This is a genomic window from Streptomyces sp. NPDC030021 (genome assembly GCF_055574035.1).
Map to the genome: position 1 here is coordinate 335001 of NZ_JBVIAH010000008.1, position 16574 is coordinate 351574.

Genomic DNA, 16574 nt, shown 5'->3' on the forward strand with positions numbered 1-16574 from the left:
GGCGACGAAAGCCCCGTGATCGAACTCCGCGGGGTCGGCCTCACCTACCCCGGGCCGCCGCCCGTCGCGGCCCTGCACCCCTGCGACCTGACCGTCCGGCGCGGCGAGTTCATCACCGTCGTCGGCCCCTCCGGCTCCGGGAAGTCCACCTTCCTCAACATCGCCGGGCTGCTCGACTCCCCCACCAGCGGCCGGTACCTGCTCGACGGGATCGACACCGCCGTGCTCCCCGACCGGGAGCGCACCGCCCTGCGCGGCCGCCGGATCGGCTTCGTCTTCCAGTCCTTCCACCTCCTCCCCCACCGGTCCGCCCTGGAGAACGTCACCCTCGCCATGCTCTACACCCGGATCCCGCGCGCCCAGCGCCTCGTACGGGCCCGCGAGGCCCTCGGCCAGGTCGGTCTCGGGCACCGGGCCCGCGCCGTGCCCGGCCGGCTGTCGGGCGGCGAGCGCCAGCGGGTGGCGATCGCTCGCGCCCTGGTCGGGCGCCCCTCGCTCCTGCTGTGCGACGAGCCGACCGGCAATCTCGACTCCGTGAACGCCGCGTCCGTCCTCGGGCTGCTGGACGAACTGCACGGAGCCGGGATGACCGTCCTCGTCATCACGCACGACCCCGAGGTGGCCCGGCGCGGCGCCCGGACCGTCACCATCCGCGACGGGCGGCTGGATCCTTGAGCGCCGTCGCCCCCACCCGGCTGTCCGTGCGCGACGCCCTGGCCGAGGCCGTCGCCGGGATGCTGCGCCGCCCCGGCCGGGCCGTGCTCACCGCCCTCGGCACCGTCCTCGGCGTGGGCAGCTTCGTGGCCGTGCTCGGCCTCACCGCCACCATCTCCTCGCAGATCGACGCCCGGTTCGACGTCCTGACCGCCACCGAGGTCAGCATCGAGGACGTCGCCGCCCGGCAGAACGAGTTCGCCGGGACCGGCTTCCCCGCCGACGCCGAGCAGCGGCTGCGCGCCGTCGCGGGCATCGAGCACGCCGGGGTGCTGTGGACGGTGCGGCCCGACGCGCGCACCGCCGTCGGCCCCCTGCCGTCCGGCGCCGGCGGCCCGACCACCGGCGCGGCCGTCGTCGCCGCCTCCCCCGGCGCCGTCGCCGCCCTCGTACCGACCCTCCAGCAGGGCCGGCTCTACGACGACTTCGCCGAGCGCGGCCACGAGCGCGTCGTCGTCATCGGCAGCGGGCTCGCCGCCCGCCTCGGCATCACCACCCTGGCCACCCGGCCCGCCCTCTACATCGGCCAGGAGCCGTTCACCGTGGCGGGCATCGTCGCGGACCTCCGGCGCCGGCCCGAACACCTGATGTCGGTGCTCGTCCCGCGCACCACCGCCGAGCAGCTCTGGGGGCCGCCCTCGCCCGGCGGCGCGACCATGCTGATCTCCACGGAACCCGGCGCCGCCCGCCAGGTCGCCGACCTCGCCCCGCTCGCGCTGCGCCCCGACCACCCCGAGTACCTCAAGGCCGTCCCGCCGCCCGACCCGCGGATGCTGCGCTCCGGTGTCACCGCCGACCTGAGCGCGCTCTTCCTGCTGCTCGCCGGGATCTGCCTGGTCATCGGCGCGGTCGGGATCGCCAACACCACCCTGGTCGCCGTGCTGGAGCGGACCGGGGAGATCGGGCTGCGCCGGGCGCTCGGCGCCCGGGGGCGGCACATCTCGGCCCAGTTCCTCACCGAGTCCGCGGCCGTCGGGGCGCTCGGCGGCCTGGTCGGGACCTCGCTGGGCGAGCTGACCGTGGTCGCCGTCGCCCTCGCCCGGGACTGGACCCCGGTGATCCATCCGGCCACCGTCGCCGCGGCCCCGCTCGCCGGCCTGGTCACCGGGCTGCTGGCCGGGCTCTATCCCGCCTGGCGGGCAGCCCGTGTGGAACCGGCCGAGGCCCTGCGAAGATAGCGGGAGCGCGCCCGGCCGTCAGGGCCGCCCCGACCCGCCCCCGGAGGTGGTGGTCCCGTGAACCCGAAGCCGTACGCGTCCCACGGCGCCGGCGACCCCGGCGCGGTCCCGGCCGCGCTCGGGCTCGGCCTGCTCGCGGTGGGCGGCTGGCTGCTGACCACCGCCCGCCCCTGGCAGAAGCCCGGCCACCCGCTCACGCTGGGCCTCGGCTGGACCGCCTCGGGGGCACTGCTGGTGTGCGGGCTGGTCCTGCTGGCCAGGTGCGTCCGTACCGTCCACGGCCGCCCGGACCCGGGCGCGGACGTGCCCGCACCCACCGAAGCGGGCACGGGCACGGACGGCTGACCGGTCGGCTCAGGCCTTCGGGGCCACCTTCGAGAGGCCGTTGATGATGCGGTCCATCGCGTCGCCGCCCGTCGGGTCGGTCAGGTTGGCGAGCATCTTCAGGGTGAACCGCATCAGCACCGGGTGGGTCAGACCGCGCTGGGCGGCGATCTTCATGACCTTCGGGTTGCCGATCAGCTTCACGAAGGCGCGGCCCAGGGTGTAGTAGCCGCCGTAGGTCTCCTTGAGCACCTTCGGGTAGTTGTGCAGCGCCAGTTCGCGCTGGGCCGGGGTGGCCCGGGCCTGGGCCTGCACGATGACGTCGGCCGCGATCTGGCCCGACTCCATGGCGTACGCGATGCCCTCGCCGTTGAACGGGTTGACGAGCCCGCCCGCGTCGCCGACCAGCAGCAGGCCCTTGGTGTAGTGCGGCTGCCGGTTGAAGGCCATCGGCAGGGCCGCGCCGCGGATCGGCTGCGTCATGTTCTCGGGGGTGTAGCCCCAGTCCTCCGGCATGGAGGCGCACCAGGCCTTGAGGACCTCGCGCCAGTCCAGCTCCTTGAAGGCGGAGGAGGAGTTGAGGATGCCGAGGCCGACGTTGGAGGTGCCGTCGCCCATGCCGAAGATCCAGCCGTAGCCGGGCAGCAGCCGGTCCTGCGCGCCGCGCCGGTCCCACAGCTCCAGCCAGGACTCCAGGTAGTCGTCGTCGTGCCGCGGCGAGGTGAAGTACGTCCGCACGGCCACGCCCATCGGGCGGTCCTCGCGCCGGTGCAGGCCCATCGCCAGGGACAGCCGGGAGGAGTTGCCGTCGGCCGCGACGACCAGCGGGGCGTGGAAGGTGACCGGGGTCTTCTCCTCGCCGAGCTTCGCGTGCACGCCGGTGATGTGGCCGGTGCGCGCGTCTCGCACGGGCTCGCCGACGGTGCAGCGCTCGTACAGCCGGGCGCCGGCCTTCTGCGCCTGGCGGGCCAGGGTCTCGTCGAAGTCGTCGCGCTTGCGGACGAGTCCGTAGTCCGGGTAGGAGGCGAGTTCCGGCCAATCCAGCTGGAGCCGCTGCCCGCCGCCGATGATCCGCAGGCCCTTGTTCCGCAGCCAGCCGGCCTCTTCGGAGATGTCGATGCCCATCGCCACGAGCTGCTTGGTGGCGCGCGGGGTCAGGCCGTCGCCGCAGACCTTCTCGCGGGGGAACGCCGTCTTCTCCAGCAGCAGGACGTCCAATCCGGCCTTGGCGAGGTAGTAGGCGGTGGTCGAGCCGGCGGGCCCGGCCCCGACGACGATCACGTCCGCGGAGTGTTCGGAGAGGAGCTCGGTCACTGCGGGATCTCCCGAAGGCTCGATATAGGGTGCCAGGCGGCACCGGACATGTGCAGTCTATGCAGCGAGAGAGATCGCGATCCGAAGGGTGCCTCCGATGACCACCTCGCCGACCCGGCCGCTTCCCGCCGTACAGCTCCGCGTGCCCACCGACGAGGACGCGCACGCCTGGCACGCGGCCTTCGCCGACCCCGACGTCATGGAGTTCCTGGGAGGTCCCGCGGAGCTGTCCGCGTACGAGGAGTTCACCGCGCGCCAGCGCATGCACGACGCTCAGCTGGGTTACTGCCTGTGGACCCTGGTGGACGCGCAGGGTGCGGTGATCGGCTTCACCGGCGCCCAGCCGTGGCCCCGGGAGAAGGAGTGGGGCCCGGTCGGCGAGATCGAGATCGGCTGGCGGCTGGGCCGCTCCGCGTGGGGCCGGGGCTACGCGTACGCCGCCGCGCTCGCCACGCTGGAGCGGGTCCGCGCGGCCGGTGTCCCGCACGTGGTGGCGATGATCGACGCCCGGAACGCGCGTTCGGTGGCGGTGGCGGAGCGTCTGGGCATGACCCTGGCCGAGGAGTTCACCACCCCGGGCGGCAATCCGGGCCGCCGTTACGTCCTGGCCCTCTAGAACGGAACGGATCGATCGATGTCCGCCGAGAGAAACCCTTCGGGGAGCGAACCGTCCGGAGGTCCCTCCACCACCGCCAGGCGGCTGATCACGGGGCTTTCCCTGTGGTGGACGGCCGTTCCCGTGGTATTCGCGGCGCAGGTGTTCATCGGGATCTCCGGCGTTCGCGGCCCGCTGGGGGAGGGACTCGTCCTCGTGATGCTGTGGGCGTGCATCGGCGGGGTCGTACTCGCCCCCATCATCGGCTTCGCGACGGCACGGGCCACCGGGCACACCGAGGCACGCAAGCGGTTCGCCACCATGGGCGTCCTGTCCCTGGGCTTCTGCCTGCTCGTCGTCCTCTTCCTGTGGTTCGCCGCGGAATGCGCCCCGGGTGACCCGTCCTGCTCCTGACACGCCGGTGTCGCCAGGAGGTTCCCCCTAGAACACCGAGAGGCCCGTCAGCGTGGTGAACCGGTCCAGGGCGGCCACGCCCGCCACCGAGTTGCCCCGGGCGTCCAGGCCCGGGCTCCACACCGCGAGGGTGCACTGGCCCGGGACGACGGCGACGATGCCGCCGCCCACCCCGCTCTTGCCGGGCAGCCCGACGCGGTAGGCGAACTCGCCCGCCGCGTCGTACGTCCCGCAGGTCAGCATCACCGCGTTGATCTGCTTGGCCTCGCTGCGCGTCAGCAGCCGCGTGCCGTCCGCGCGGAGCCCGTGCCGGGCCAGGAAGCGTCCGGCACGGGCGAGGTCGGCGCAGCTCATCTCGATGGAGCACTGCCAGAAGTAGTGCTCCAGCAGCGCGGGCACCGGGTTGTCGATGTTCCCGTACGAGGCCATGAAGTGGGCGACGGCCGCGTTGCGGTCGCCGTGCTCCTGCTCGGAGGCCGCGACCTCGGCGTCGAAGCCGATGTCCGGGTTCTGGCTCTCCAGCCGCAGGAACTCCAGCAGCTCGCTACTCGCGTCGCCCGTCAGCGTCTGGAGCCGGTCGGTGACCACGAGGGCGCCCGCGTTGATGAACGGGTTGCGTGGAATGCCGTTTTCGTACTCCAGCTGGACGAGCGAGTTGAACGGGTTGCCGGAGGGCTCCCGGCCGACCCGCTCCCACAGGCTGTCGCCGCCCTCCGCCAGGGCCAGGGCGAGCGCGAAGACCTTGGTGATGGACTGGGCGGAGAAGGGGACCCGCCAGTCCCCCACCCCGAAGACGTTGCCGTCGAGGTCGGCGATGGCCATCCCGAACTGCCGCCGGTCCACGGAGGCCAGCGCCGGGATGTACTCGGCCGGAGTGCCGCTGCCGATCAGCGGGGCGATGTCGGCGGCGATCCGCTGCAGCAGGGGCCCGTAGTCCGTGGGCGCGACGTCTGGCACGGCAGTCAGTCCTTGATGCCCCGGTGCAGCGCGACGATGCCGCCGCTGAGATTGCGCCAGGCGACCTTGGACCAGCCGGCCTTCTGCAGCAGGGCGGCCAGCGCCGGCTGGTCGGGCCATTCGCGGATGGACTCGGCGAGGTACACGTACGGGTCGGGGTCGGACACCACCGTGCGGGCCACCGGCGGCAGCGCCCGCATCAGGTACTCCATGTAGACCGTGCGGAACGGCGCCCAGGTGGGCTGCGAGAACTCGCAGATGACGACCTGCCCGCCGGGCTTCGTCACCCGGTACAGCTCGCGCAGGGCGGCGTCGGTGTCCTGGACGTTGCGCAGCCCGAAGGAGATCGTCACGGTGTCGAAGACGTCGTCCTTGAACGGCAGCTTCGTCGCGTCACCGGCGGTCAGCGGCAGCCAGGAGTGCCGCTTCTTGCCCTCCATGAGCATGCCCAGGGAGAAGTCGCAAGGGACGACGTACGCACCGGTGGCGGCGAAGGGCAGCGAGGAGGTGGCGGTTCCGGCGGCCAGGTCGAGGACCACGTGCCCGGGGCGCGCGCCGACCGCCTTGGCGACCTCCTTGCGCCACAGCCGGGCCTGGCCCAGCGAGATGACGTCGTTGGTGAGGTCGTATTTCGCCGCGATGCCGTCGAACATGGAGGCGACTTCGTGCGGCTGCTTGTCCAGGGAAGCCCTTGTCACTGGCGTTCGCCCCTCGGTGTGCGATGCGGATCGGCGGGTACGCACCCATCCTCTCAGGCCGCGCCCCCCGCGAGCCGCGGGGGCTCCGACACCCCCGCCCGCCATACCCACCGGACAGGTGTCGGAAACTGTTCCGAAGGACAGTTACGCCACGACCCGGCGGACACGTTGACTGACACGGTGCGGCCCGGTGAGGGTCACCCACTGGATCGGTGACCGAATCGTGGCCGGTCCGGCAGTGGCCGCCGCGAACAGGAAGCCTCACGATGCCGGCAGGCCATTCCAGCGGTCGCTCCCGCCGCAGCAGCCCGCGCGCCCAGCGCCGGGCCGAGCGGCGCAAGCGGCTGCGGCGCACGATCCTCCTCGGCTCGGCGGCCCTCGCCGTGGTCTCGGCCACCGCGTACACGCTGCTGCCCCAGGACGACGACGCGAAGGCCGCCGCGGGCCGGACCGCGGCCAAGCCCGACCCGACGACCGGGGAATCCGGCGACGGCGCCGCGAACGCGGTCCCGCAGGGCGGCCAGCAGTCCCCCTCCCCGCAGCAGCCGTCCACCTCACCCGCGGCATCTCCCCCGGCCTCGCCCACGCCGTCGCCCGACGCCGCGACACCCACCCAGCCGGGCGCCTTCAAGGCCTCCGCCACCGCCGGCAAGGCGCAGGGCAAGGGGGCCGCGCGCCGCTGGCGGATCGAGGTCGAGGAGGGCAGCGGGGTCGACCCGGAGTCGGCCGCCCGCTCGGTCGAGGCGATCCTCGGGGACCGGCGCGGCTGGACCCAGGACCCGAAGTACGGCTTCCAGCTCGTCGGGGCGGGCCAGCCGGTCGATTTCACCATCAAGATCGCCACGCCCAAGACCACCGACCGCCTGTGCGAGGTCGTCACGCCCGAGCTCATCGGCGAGACCAACTGCAGCACGGGGCACACCGTCGTGGTCAACCTCAAGCGCTGGCAGGAGGGTTCGCCGCAGTTCAACGGCACACCCGAGGAGTACCGGGCGCTGATCATCAACCACGAGGTCGGGCACGAGCTCGGCCGCGGGCACGAGGGCTGCCCGGGCGCCGGCAAGCCCGCTCCGGCGATGATGCAGCAGATCAAGGGACTGCAGGGCTGCAAGTCCAACGCCTGGCCGTACGACTCCGATGGAACCTACCTGTCCGGTCCACACGTCCTGTAGGGGGGAGAGCCGGCCACAGAACCGGCCGGGGGGCTAGGAGAAAACGTGCGCGTCGTCAGCTTCAGCGTCCCGGCGTGGTTCCCCTCGTACGAGGAGCCGGGCACGGAGGCGCAGGCGCCGCGCGAGGACGTGCCGGGCGACTCCGCGCCCCACGGGGACCGGCCCGCCGACGCCCAGCTGACCGAGCAGGAATCGGCGGTGTTCCTGTGTCTGGCCACCGGCGCCTCCAACCGGGAACTCGCCGTCGAGCTCCAACTCTCCGTCAGCACGGTCAAGTTCCACGTGGTCAACATACGGGCCAAGCTGGGCGGCATCAGCCGCCTGCAGGCCTGCCTGCTGGCCGCCCTCGCCCGGGAGGACACCCGGCGCGCCGAGGACACCGCCCGCGGCGGGGAGAGCGGGCTCAGCGACGGCGGTGCAGCAGCCGCCCGCCGATGACCGTGGCCACGCACGTGGTCGCACCCTGCTCCAGCAACTCGGCCTCGTCCGCCACCGCGAAGACCGCGAAGCGCGCCGGAACCCCCGCCTCCAGGATCCCGTGGAAGGCCTCCGCCGCAGCGCCCCGCCCGGCGAGGGGATCCAGCGCGGGCAGCCCCTCGTAGGCGGCGGGCGGCAGGATCGTGAGCCCGGACCGGGACACCGCCGTGCGCACCGCCGGGATCGTGAAGCGGCCGCAGACCGCCACCACCCCGCGGGCCAGCAGCCGCTGGGTACCGCGCCGGGCGCTGTGGCCCCACCGCGACTCGGTCATCTTCAGCGCCTCCAGCGCGGCCGCCCCCCGGATCGGGTCGGCGCCGAGCTCGGTGACCTCGTACGGGTCGTCCGGGTAGTACGTGCGCTCCAGCAGCTCGTCCGCCCCGCGCACCACCAGCCCCGGGGTGATCACCCCGGGCCAGCGGCGGGTCCGGGCGTGCGGGTGGGCCGCGGCGACCTCCTCGTACGGCCCCAGGCGGGCTATCCGGTCGCCGTCGACGAGGACCGCACCGCCGGGCAGCGGCGCGGATCCCGGCCCGGGGGCCAGGAGTTCGGCGGTGTGCAGCGTCAGCATCGGTCGGCCGGCGTCGTCAGTTCGTGGAGATGAGCTTCAGCTCGGGGTGCGCCGTTCCGCCTTCGATGGCGGTGGAGGAGATGTGCGAGACCACGCGCTCGTCGACCGGGTCGTTCGCCGGGTCGTCGTGCACGAGCAGGTGCTCGTACGTCGTCGCGCGCTGCGCCGGGGTGCGGCCCGCCTTGCGGATCAGGTCGATGATCTCCTGGCGGTTGGAGCGGTGCTTGGCACCGGCCGAGGAGACGACGTTCTCCTCCAGCATGATCGAGCCGAGGTCGTCGGCGCCGTAGTGCAGCGAGAGCTGGCCCGCTTCCTTGCCGACGGTCAGCCAGGAGCCCTGGATGTGGGCGATGTTGTCGAGGAACAGCCGCGCGATCGCGATCATGCGCAGGTACTCGAAGATCGTCGCCTGGGTGCGGCCCTTGAGGCGGTTGTTCTCGGGCTGGTAGGTGTACGGGATGAAGGCGCGGAAGCCGCCCGTACGGTCCTGCGTGTCCCGGATCATCGCGATGTGCTCGATGCGCTCGGCGTTGGTCTCGCCGGTGCCCATCAGCATGGTGGAGGTGGACTCCACGCCCAGCTTGTGGGCGATCTCCATGATCTCCAGCCAGCGCTCGCCGGACTCCTTGAGCGGCGCGATCGCCGTGCGCGGCCGCTCCGGCAGCAGCTCGGCGCCGGCGCCCGCGAAGGAGTCGAGGCCGGCCGCGTGGATGCGCTGGATGGCCTCCTCCGCCGAGACGCCCGAGATGCGGGCCATGTGCTCGACCTCGGATGCGCCGAGGGAGTGGATGACCAGCTGCGGGAAGTCCTTCTTGATGGCGGAGAAGTGGTGCTCGTAGTACTCGACGCCGTAGTCCGGGTGGTGCCCGCCCTGGAACATGATCTGGGTGCCGCCGAGCTCGACGGTCTCCGCGCAGCGGCGCAGGATGTCGTCGAGGTCGCGGGACCAGCCCTTCTTCGCGTCCTTGGGGGCCGCGTAGAAGGCGCAGAACTTGCACGCCGTGACGCACACGTTGGTGTAGTTGATGTTCCGCTCGATGATGTACGTCGCGATGTGCTCGGTACCGGCGTAGCGGCGGCGGCGCGCGGCGTCGGCCGCCTGGCCGAGCGCGTGCAGCGGCGCGTGGCGGTAGAGGTCGAGCGCCTCTTCCTTGGTGATCCGGCCCCCCGCGGCGGCGCGGTCGAGGACAGACTGGAGAACGGCCTGGTCGGTCACCGGTGAGTCACCTTTCGGCGGTGTGTCTGTGTCAAGGTCCGGACCGATCCAGCCTACGCCAGGGGTTCTCGCCCCCCGTCACGGGCTTCGGGTCAGGTCGCCCTCGGGGTTCCCCGCGGGGCTGTCGCCGGACTTGTAGTGCAGCGTCCCGTTGGCGTTGAGGGTGAAGCGCTCGCCGGCGGAGCCGTTGGAGCAGATCCCGGGAGCCGGGTTGCGGTTGCCCGAGCTGTCCAGGACGAGCGAGCGGTCGGTGGCGGAGGACAGCTTCCAGTCACCGCTGCAATCGGTGCCGAGGACCGGGACGACGGACTTGTCCCGGCCGACGACGCTGCCGACCCGGCCGGCCCGGATGGTGATCTCGAACTCGACCGTGGCCCCCAGGTTGGTGGTGGCCGTCCCCTTCCAGGTGCCGATGAGCTCCTTGGGGACATCGGTGCGGGTCCCGGAGGGAGCCGCGGAACTCGCGCTCGGCGCCCCCGAGGGCTGGGTGGCCCCCGGGGCCGCCGGGCTGGAGGTGTGCGGGCCGCCGTCCGAGGCGACGTCCCGCCCCTTGTCTCCCTGGCCGGGCAGCAGGCCCATCCCGTACAGCCCGCCGGACAGCCCCGCGAGCACGACGGCCGCGGCGAGGACGACGGTGCAGCTGAAGCGGCGGCCGGCCGCCCTGACGCTGACCTGCCGGCCCCCCGCCCCCTCCGCGGCGGTCCGCTGCCCGGGCAGCGCACTGCCGGCGGTGGGACCGGACGAGCCGTACGGGCCGGCGCCGCCGCTGCCCGAGCCCGCGGTCTCGGTCGGGGCGCCGAACACCCCGGGTGCCGAGCCCTGGCTCCCGTAGGACTGGTACGGGCCGGGCGCGGCGAAGCCGGCGCCCGCCGGGCCCCCGTACGAGGCGGCCGTGAACGGCACCGGCCCCGACGGGGCATCAGCCGTGGCGCCGCCGCCGTACGACGGGTCGGGCGCCCCGAACCCGGCCATCGGCCCGGACCCGCCCCCGGCGGAATCGGCGTCCAGGTCCAGCAGGGCCACGGCGGCCCGGCTGGCCTCCTCGACCAGCGGCCCGGGCAGCCAGCCGGGGGCGCCCAGCGCCCCGCCGAGGGCCGCCGCGACCGCTTCGGGAGCCGGCCGCTCCGCGGCCGGCTTGGCCAGGCAGGCCTCGATCAGGTCGCGCAGTTCCCCGGCCGGGAGGGCGCCCAGCTCGGGCGGCTCGTGGACCACCTTGTAGAGGAGGGTGGCCGAGTTGTCCCCGGTGAAGGGCGGCCGCCCGGTCGCCGCGAAGGCCATGACCGCGCCGAGCGAGAACACGTCGGCCGCCCCGGTGGTCCCCTTGCCGAGGATCTGCTCGGGCGACATGTAGCCGGGCGAGCCGACGGAGACCCCGGTGGAGGTCAGCGAGGCGGTGCCGTCCGTGGCCCGCGCGATCCCGAAGTCGATCAGCCGCGGCCCGTCGAGGGTGAGCATCACGTTCGACGGCTTCACGTCCCGGTGTACGAGGCCCAGGCCGTGCACGGCCACCAGGGCGCGGGCCAGCCCCGCGCCGATGGCCCGTACCGAGGCCTCGGGGAGCGGGCCGTGCGCGGCCAGCGCGCGGTCCAGGGAGGGCCCGGCCACGTACCCGGTGGCCACCCACGGCACCGGGGCATCGGGGTCCGCGTCCAGCACCGGCGCGGTCCACTCGCCGCCCACCCGGCGGGCCGCCTCCACCTCGCGGCGGAACCGGGCCCGGAACTCCTCGTCGCTGGCGAAATGCGGGTGCACGATCTTGACGGCGACGGTCCGGCCGCCCGCGCTGCGCCCCAGGTAGACCCGGCCCATGCCACCCGCGCCGAGCCGGCCGAGCAGCCGGTAGGCGCCGATGGTCCGCGGCTCACCTGCTTCGAGCGGCTGCATCGCGTCCCCCAATTCCCCGTGATCCCGGGCGCCTTGTGCCGCCCGGCCGAGCAGCAGCCTAGGCGGTGCCGGGGCGGGGGAAGGAGCGCAGTCACCCTTTTGCATTTCCGCCCCAGGGCGAGAAATGCAAAAAGGGCGGGAATTCCCGGTAAACCTCACATGCGCCCGCCCACCCCTTTGGACTACCGCCGGGTAAACCCGGTCAGCACTCCTGGACCACCTTGCTCAGCAGCTCCACGGCGACATCCGCGGGATACCCGGTCGTCGATCCCGTACGGCGTGCGAATTCACGTACGCCGGCCAGCTGCTCGGGACCGAAGCGGAAGTCGAGCGTCGTGAAGTACCGCTCCAGCAGCTCCGCGTCGAAGGCCTCCCAGCGGGCCGCCTGCTCGGCGACCTTGGTGACCTCTTCCAGGGAGACGTCCCGGGAGGAGAGGAAGGCCTCGTGGACCTCCCGCACGACGGCGGGCTCGCGGGCGAGGTAGTCCTTGCGGGCGGCCCAGACGGCGAAGACGAACGGCAGTCCGGTCCACTCCTTCCACATGTGCCCGAGGTCGTGCACGGTCAGCCCGAGCCGGGGCGCGTCGTGCAGGGAGGCCCGCAGCGCGGCGTCCCCGATCAGTACGGCCGCGTCCGCCTCCTGCATCATCACGCTCAGGTCGGGCGGGCAGGTGTAGTAGTCGGGCCGTACGCCGTACTGCTCGGAAAGCAGCAGCTGGGCGAGGCGTACGGACGTACGGGAGGTGGAGCCGAGTGCGACGCGGGCTCCGTCGAGCTGCTCCAGGGGGACCTGCGAGACGATCACGCAGGACATCACCGGACCGTCGCAGCCGACGGCGATGTCGGGGAAGGCGACGAGCTGGTCGGCGTTGCGGAGGAACTCCACGAGGGTGATCGGGGCGATGTCCAGGTCCCCCTGGACGAGGCGCTCACTGAGTTTCTCGGGGGAGTCCTTGGTCAGCTCCAGGTCCAGCAGAGTGCCGGTTCTGGCCAGCCCCCAGTAGAGGGGCAGGCAGTTCAGGAACTGAATGTGGCCGACGCGGGGCCGGCTGCGATAGACGTCCACATCGCGAGACTAGCCCCCGGGTCTGCGTCAGCCTCGCGGCGGGTCTCAAACGTCCGGGTGACGTGATCTTTCCCTCTGGTCTCGGCCACAGGGTGCGTGCTAGGCTCGACGCAAGTTGCAGTTTGGTTTCCCTTGCAGTACGAGGCCTGCGGAGAATGTGACCCGCAGGCTTTTGTAGTTTTCAGACTTCTTAGCAGGTTCTGGAGCAGGGCGACCCTTTGGCCCATAGGAGGGCTCATGGCTACCGGAACCGTGAAGTGGTTCAACGCTGAAAAGGGCTTCGGCTTCATCGCCCAGGACGGCGGCGGCCCGGATGTCTTCGTCCACTACTCCGCGATCAACGCCTCTGGCTTCCGCTCCCTTGAGGAGAACCAGACGGTGAACTTCGACGTCACGCAGGGTCCGAAGGGCCCGCAGGCGGAGAACGTCACCCCGGCCTAGTCGCCTGGGCCAACCTAAATCGCGGGTTGGAAATGCAGTACCCAAGGAGCCCTGTCCCCTCTGCGCGAGCAGATCCGGCAGGGCTCCTGCCTTTCCCCTCCCCCGGCGGGGCGGGGCGAGCGACGCAGTGGCCCCCGGCACCGTGGAAACGGCGCCGGGGGCCACTGGCGTACGGCCTCAGGGGCGGGCCGGCTCCTTCGCGGGAACCGGGGCCGGGTCCGGGGTCGGAGTCGTGGCCGGAGTCGTGGCCGGAGCAGTGATCTTGAGCTCCAGGACCAGGGTCACCTTCTCCTTGGTCGTCAGGCGCACGAAGTAGGTGCCCGGGACCACGTCCGTGGTGAACAGCTCCGGCAGGACGATCTTGCCGTCGGCGCCCGTCTTGGCCAGCAGCCGGCCGAGGACCGGCTTGCCGGCCTCGTCCTTGAAGAACGGACCCTTCGCGGTCTCCGGGTCCGCCGGGACCCACTTGCCGTTCGCGTCCTTCACGACCAGGTCGGCGACGGTCTCCGTACCCGCGACGGCCTTCCCGGCGGCGGTGGCGAAGACCTCCACGCCGGTGAAGCTCTTGCCGGCGACCGCCTCCAGCGGCTTCGCGTCACCCGCGCGGGCCAGCCGGTCCGCGACCGTCACCGTGACCTTGCCCTCGAATTTCACGGTGAACCGGCCCTGCGGGTCGTAGGCCGAGGCCCGCAGCGTGAAGGTGCCCGCCTTGGGGCCCGCCTTGAGCCCGGGCGCGGCGGCGATGCCGTCGGCGCCCGCCTTGACCACCAGGGAGTCCGCCGTCCCGAAGAGGGTGCCGCCGGTGGTGTCCCCCTCGACCGCGAAGACCACCTCCTGGTTGACGGCGGGCTTGCCGTCGCTGAGGAGCACCTTGACCTGCGGGACCTCCGCGAAGGCCGCACCGGCCTCGGCCGTGAGGCCGGGACCGCCGAGGACCGTCAGCTCCGCCAGGCGCGGGGTGGCCGGCTTCGGCTGCTCCGGCGTCGGAGTCGGGGTGGGGGTGGGGGTGGGGGTCGGCTTGGGCGTGGGGGTCGGCGTCGGGGTCGGCGTGGGCGTCACCGGAGTCGACGGCGTGACCGGCACGCGCGGGGTGGGCAGGGTGCCCGGCGGCTGCGTGGGGTAGTCCCCGACGGGCGGGTTCGGCACCTCGCCGACGCCACCGGCCTGGTACTGGCGCATGTAGCCGAGCACGGTGTTCACGTACTCGCGGGAGTTGTTGTAGCTGAGGATCGCCTGGTCGAGCTTGGCCGCGTTCGACAGGTCGCGGTCCCCCGCGCACAGGTAGAGACCCGCGCCCAGGGCCGCGTCGTAGATGTTGTTGGGGTCGCGCTTGGAGTCGCCGTTGCCGTCGGCACCCCAGGTGGCCCAGGTGGACGGGATGAACTGCATCGGGCCGACGGCCCGGTCGTACACCGCGTCCGCGTCCCACTCGCCCTTGTCCGTGTCGCGGACCTCGGCGAAGCCGTTGCCGTCGAGGCGGGGGCCGCGGATGGGCTTCTCGGTGTAGCCGTCCGCCTTGAGCCCGTAGCCCGAGGCGTGGACGGACTCCACCCGGCCGATGCCCGCGAGCAGCTGCCAGGGCAGCTTGCATCCCGGGAGTGCGGCACCCACCGACAACTCGGCACGGTGATAGGCGTCGAGGGCGGTCGCGGGTATCCCGCTGGCCCCCTCCGGCGCGCCCACCCCGGTGGGCGGCGGGTCGGCGACGATGTCGGGCAGATCGAGCCGGGCGTCACCGCGGTCGGCGGCCTGCGGACTGTCCGGAGTGGGCTCGGACTCTCCCGCGTCGGCGGTCGACGGACTGGTCACGACCGCGGCGGTGGTCAGGCTGGCCGCGAGCGCGGCCGTGCACAGGACCTTGCGCGAGGTGTTGACGAGGTGGCGGTGAAGCGGCTTCACAGTGCGGCGATCCCCCCAAGGAGCCGTCAAATGGATGCGGCTGGTCGAGCCGTGAATATCCACTGTCTATCAGGTATTCGGCGCCGACTCGCCGTCCCTCCGGGAGATGTGACGCACCATTCGTCTCGGCTTCACCCGGGTCTCATGACCGATTGGACAGACGCCCCGGCCCATCGCCCGAATCACCCCTATCACAGCCCATTTCTACCACCTCCCGCCGACCGGACCGGAGACCGAGGTGGCCGCGGAATCCGTCACGGCCGAGTACGGTACCCCGGGAGCCGCCGGGTGATGTGACTCAGGTCACTCGACAAAGTCCGGCCGGGTGCGATGAGTTCCGGGGAGCGCGGCGGTCTCCCTTACGTACACACCGGACCGAGGCGGAGGAACTCCCCCATGCGCATCGTCATCACCGAATTCATCAGCCTGGACGGCGTCGTACAGGCCCCGGGCGGTCAGGGCGAGGACGACGACGGCGGCTTCGCCCATGGCGGCTGGTCGCACCCGTTCTTCGACCCGGAGGTGGTGGGCGGCTCCTTCACCGAGGCGATGGACAACGCCGAGGCCCTGCTGTTCGGGCGCCGTACGTGGCAGACGATGGCCGCCGCGTGGCCCGGGCGGGCGGGCGACCCGTTCGCCGACCGGATGAACTCCATCCCCAAGTACGTGGTGTCCCAGACCCTGGGCGAGGCCGATCTGTCGTGGAACAACACCACGCGCATCGCCGGCGACAAGGCCGTCGCCCGGATCCGCGAGCTGCACGAGGCCGAGGGCGGCGACCTGGTGGTCATGGGCAGCCCCACCCTCGTACGCACCCTGCTGAGCGAGGGCCTGGTCGACGAACTCCGGCTGATGGTCATGCCGGTGCTGCTCGGCGGCGGCAAGTCGATCTTCCCTGCCGACGGAGGGCTGCGCACGCTCGAACTGGTCTCCACGGCGATCAGCCCGGCCGGTGTGCACGTGTGCACCTACCGCCCGGCCGCCAAGAGCTAAGGGCTGTCCCGCAATCCCCGGCGGAACGCGGGGCGGCGGCCGTCGGCGCCAGACGACGGCCCGCCACCGGACCGGCCAGGTCCGGGAGGAGCCCACGTTCCCGGCCACGCGGCCGGCGAGGGTGCGCAGAAACGGCGGTCAGAAGATCAGCATGCCGATCTCGACCAGGATTCCGGCGACGGCGGCCGGCACGATGGCGATGACCAGGCCCGCCAGGGCCACGAAGACGTAGCCCTCGCCGTCCGCCACCCTGCCCTGACGCGCGCAGGCGAACAGCCAGGCCGCCAGGACCAGGAACGGCAGGAGCAGCAGGCCGATGACGGTGCCGAAGCGGAACACCGCGCCGCCCGACAGTTCGTAGGCCCGTCCCCGCGCCGTCCTGACCTCCACCTGGGTACCGGGCCGGTAGTCGTCGGCGGCCGTGTCCAGGACGATGTCGCGGGGCGGCCCGTCCGACCGCCGGGGGGTGTACCGGCCGGCGCAGTCGGTACCCGTCGCATAGCCCTCGGCGTCGCTCGCCTCGTAGCACTCCTGGATGGAGACGACCCCGTCGACGGGCCCGAACCCGAGCACGGCGGCCATCTGCGGCCCGGGCAGCAGCCACGTCAACCACCCGGCGAAAGCCAGGGTCACCACCACCCCGACCCCGGCAGCCCCCCGC

Annotated in this window: 18 protein-coding genes; 9 read left to right on the forward strand and 9 right to left on the reverse strand. The window is 72.6% G+C overall.

Annotated elements, in window-relative coordinates; genetic code table 11:
* Nucleotides 1-15 precede the first annotated feature (15 nt).
* The 3 genes from ACZ4YL_RS18840 to ACZ4YL_RS18850 are packed head-to-tail and all read left to right on the forward strand — an operon-like array spanning nt 16 to nt 2237.
* Nucleotides 16-675 carry an ABC transporter ATP-binding protein gene (locus ACZ4YL_RS18840; RefSeq protein ID WP_468117745.1) on the forward strand — a complete coding sequence of 220 codons (660 nt, stop codon included), beginning with the start codon at nt 16-18 and terminating at the stop codon, nt 673-675.
* Nucleotides 672-1892 (forward strand): ABC transporter permease, encoded by a 1221-nt coding sequence (locus ACZ4YL_RS18845; protein ID WP_468117654.1) that lies wholly within the window; start codon nt 672-674, stop codon nt 1890-1892. Before ACZ4YL_RS18840 ends, ACZ4YL_RS18845 begins: the two co-directional genes overlap by 4 nt.
* 57 nt (nt 1893-1949) lie before the next feature.
* Entirely contained in the window at nt 1950-2237 is a 288-nt protein-coding gene (locus ACZ4YL_RS18850; RefSeq protein WP_468117656.1) for a hypothetical protein, read from the forward strand.
* A 9-nt stretch (nt 2238-2246) separates the two neighbouring features.
* Here the strand turns inward: ACZ4YL_RS18850 and ACZ4YL_RS18855 are convergent, their stop codons facing one another.
* On the reverse strand, nt 2247-3530 hold the full coding sequence (locus ACZ4YL_RS18855) for a geranylgeranyl reductase family protein (protein WP_030722345.1): 1284 nt from the start codon (nt 3528-3530) through the stop codon (nt 2247-2249).
* A 97-nt stretch (nt 3531-3627) separates the two neighbouring features.
* Here ACZ4YL_RS18855 and ACZ4YL_RS18860 point away from each other — a divergent pair, with 97 nt between their 5' ends.
* Both ACZ4YL_RS18860 and ACZ4YL_RS18865 read left to right on the forward strand, forming a co-directional pair.
* Nucleotides 3628-4146 carry a GNAT family N-acetyltransferase gene (locus ACZ4YL_RS18860; protein ID WP_468117657.1) on the forward strand — a complete coding sequence of 173 codons (519 nt, stop codon included), beginning with the start codon at nt 3628-3630 and terminating at the stop codon, nt 4144-4146.
* A gap of 18 nt (nt 4147-4164) precedes the next feature.
* Complete coding sequence (locus tag ACZ4YL_RS18865) at nt 4165-4539, forward strand: hypothetical protein (RefSeq protein ID WP_468117659.1); 375 nt, start codon at nt 4165-4167, stop codon at nt 4537-4539.
* Nucleotides 4540-4566: 27 nt separating this feature from the next.
* Here ACZ4YL_RS18865 and ACZ4YL_RS18870 read toward each other — a convergent pair whose 3' ends face one another.
* Entirely contained in the window at nt 4567-5463 is an 897-nt protein-coding gene (locus ACZ4YL_RS18870; protein ID WP_468117747.1) for a glutaminase, read from the reverse strand.
* A gap of 38 nt (nt 5464-5501) precedes the next feature.
* Nucleotides 5502-6194: a demethylmenaquinone methyltransferase gene (locus ACZ4YL_RS18875; protein ID WP_301368029.1), complete on the reverse strand. Its 693-nt coding sequence runs from the start codon at nt 6192-6194 to the stop codon at nt 5502-5504.
* Nucleotides 6195-6460: 266 nt separating this feature from the next.
* Between ACZ4YL_RS18875 and ACZ4YL_RS18880 the strand changes: the two genes are divergently transcribed.
* Nucleotides 6461-7366, forward strand: coding sequence for a DUF3152 domain-containing protein (locus ACZ4YL_RS18880; protein ID WP_468117661.1), 906 nt, complete (start codon nt 6461-6463; stop codon nt 7364-7366).
* A 45-nt stretch (nt 7367-7411) separates the two neighbouring features.
* Nucleotides 7412-7804, forward strand: a complete 393-nt coding sequence (locus ACZ4YL_RS18885; protein WP_468117663.1) for a helix-turn-helix domain-containing protein — start codon at nt 7412-7414, stop codon at nt 7802-7804.
* Here the strand turns inward: ACZ4YL_RS18885 and ACZ4YL_RS18890 are convergent.
* From ACZ4YL_RS18890 to ACZ4YL_RS18905, 4 genes are all read right to left on the reverse strand, one after another.
* Complete coding sequence (locus ACZ4YL_RS18890) at nt 7770-8414, reverse strand: imidazolonepropionase-like domain-containing protein (RefSeq protein WP_468117664.1); 645 nt, start codon at nt 8412-8414, stop codon at nt 7770-7772. The genes ACZ4YL_RS18885 and ACZ4YL_RS18890 overlap by 35 nt on opposite strands.
* A gap of 16 nt (nt 8415-8430) precedes the next feature.
* Nucleotides 8431-9630, reverse strand: a complete 1200-nt coding sequence (gene mqnC / locus ACZ4YL_RS18895; RefSeq protein WP_109778435.1) for a cyclic dehypoxanthinyl futalosine synthase — start codon at nt 9628-9630, stop codon at nt 8431-8433.
* A 78-nt stretch (nt 9631-9708) separates the two neighbouring features.
* On the reverse strand, nt 9709-11514 hold the full coding sequence (locus ACZ4YL_RS18900) for a serine/threonine-protein kinase (protein WP_468117666.1): 1806 nt from the start codon (nt 11512-11514) through the stop codon (nt 9709-9711).
* Nucleotides 11515-11716: 202 nt separating this feature from the next.
* Nucleotides 11717-12580, reverse strand: coding sequence for a menaquinone biosynthetic enzyme MqnA/MqnD family protein (locus tag ACZ4YL_RS18905; RefSeq protein ID WP_468117668.1), 864 nt, complete (start codon nt 12578-12580; stop codon nt 11717-11719).
* 237 nt (nt 12581-12817) lie between these two features.
* Here ACZ4YL_RS18905 and ACZ4YL_RS18910 point away from each other — a divergent pair, with 237 nt between their 5' ends.
* On the forward strand, nt 12818-13021 hold the full coding sequence (locus ACZ4YL_RS18910; RefSeq protein WP_030012116.1) for a cold-shock protein: 204 nt from the start codon (nt 12818-12820) through the stop codon (nt 13019-13021).
* 177 nt (nt 13022-13198) lie between these two features.
* On the opposite strand, the gene ACZ4YL_RS18915 is transcribed toward ACZ4YL_RS18910, so the two are convergent.
* The gene (locus ACZ4YL_RS18915) at nt 13199-14920 is read right to left on the reverse strand and encodes a lytic transglycosylase domain-containing protein (RefSeq protein ID WP_468117670.1); all 1722 of its coding nucleotides are present in this window, start codon (nt 14918-14920) and stop codon (nt 13199-13201) included.
* Nucleotides 14921-15316: 396 nt separating this feature from the next.
* Here ACZ4YL_RS18915 and ACZ4YL_RS18920 point away from each other — a divergent pair, with 396 nt between their 5' ends.
* On the forward strand, nt 15317-15913 hold the full coding sequence (locus tag ACZ4YL_RS18920) for a dihydrofolate reductase family protein (RefSeq protein ID WP_468117672.1): 597 nt from the start codon (nt 15317-15319) through the stop codon (nt 15911-15913).
* 138 nt (nt 15914-16051) lie between these two features.
* Here the strand turns inward: ACZ4YL_RS18920 and ACZ4YL_RS18925 are convergent, their stop codons facing one another.
* Entirely contained in the window at nt 16052-16549 is a 498-nt protein-coding gene (locus ACZ4YL_RS18925; protein WP_468117674.1) for a hypothetical protein, read from the reverse strand.
* Nucleotides 16550-16574: the final 25 nt, after the last annotated feature.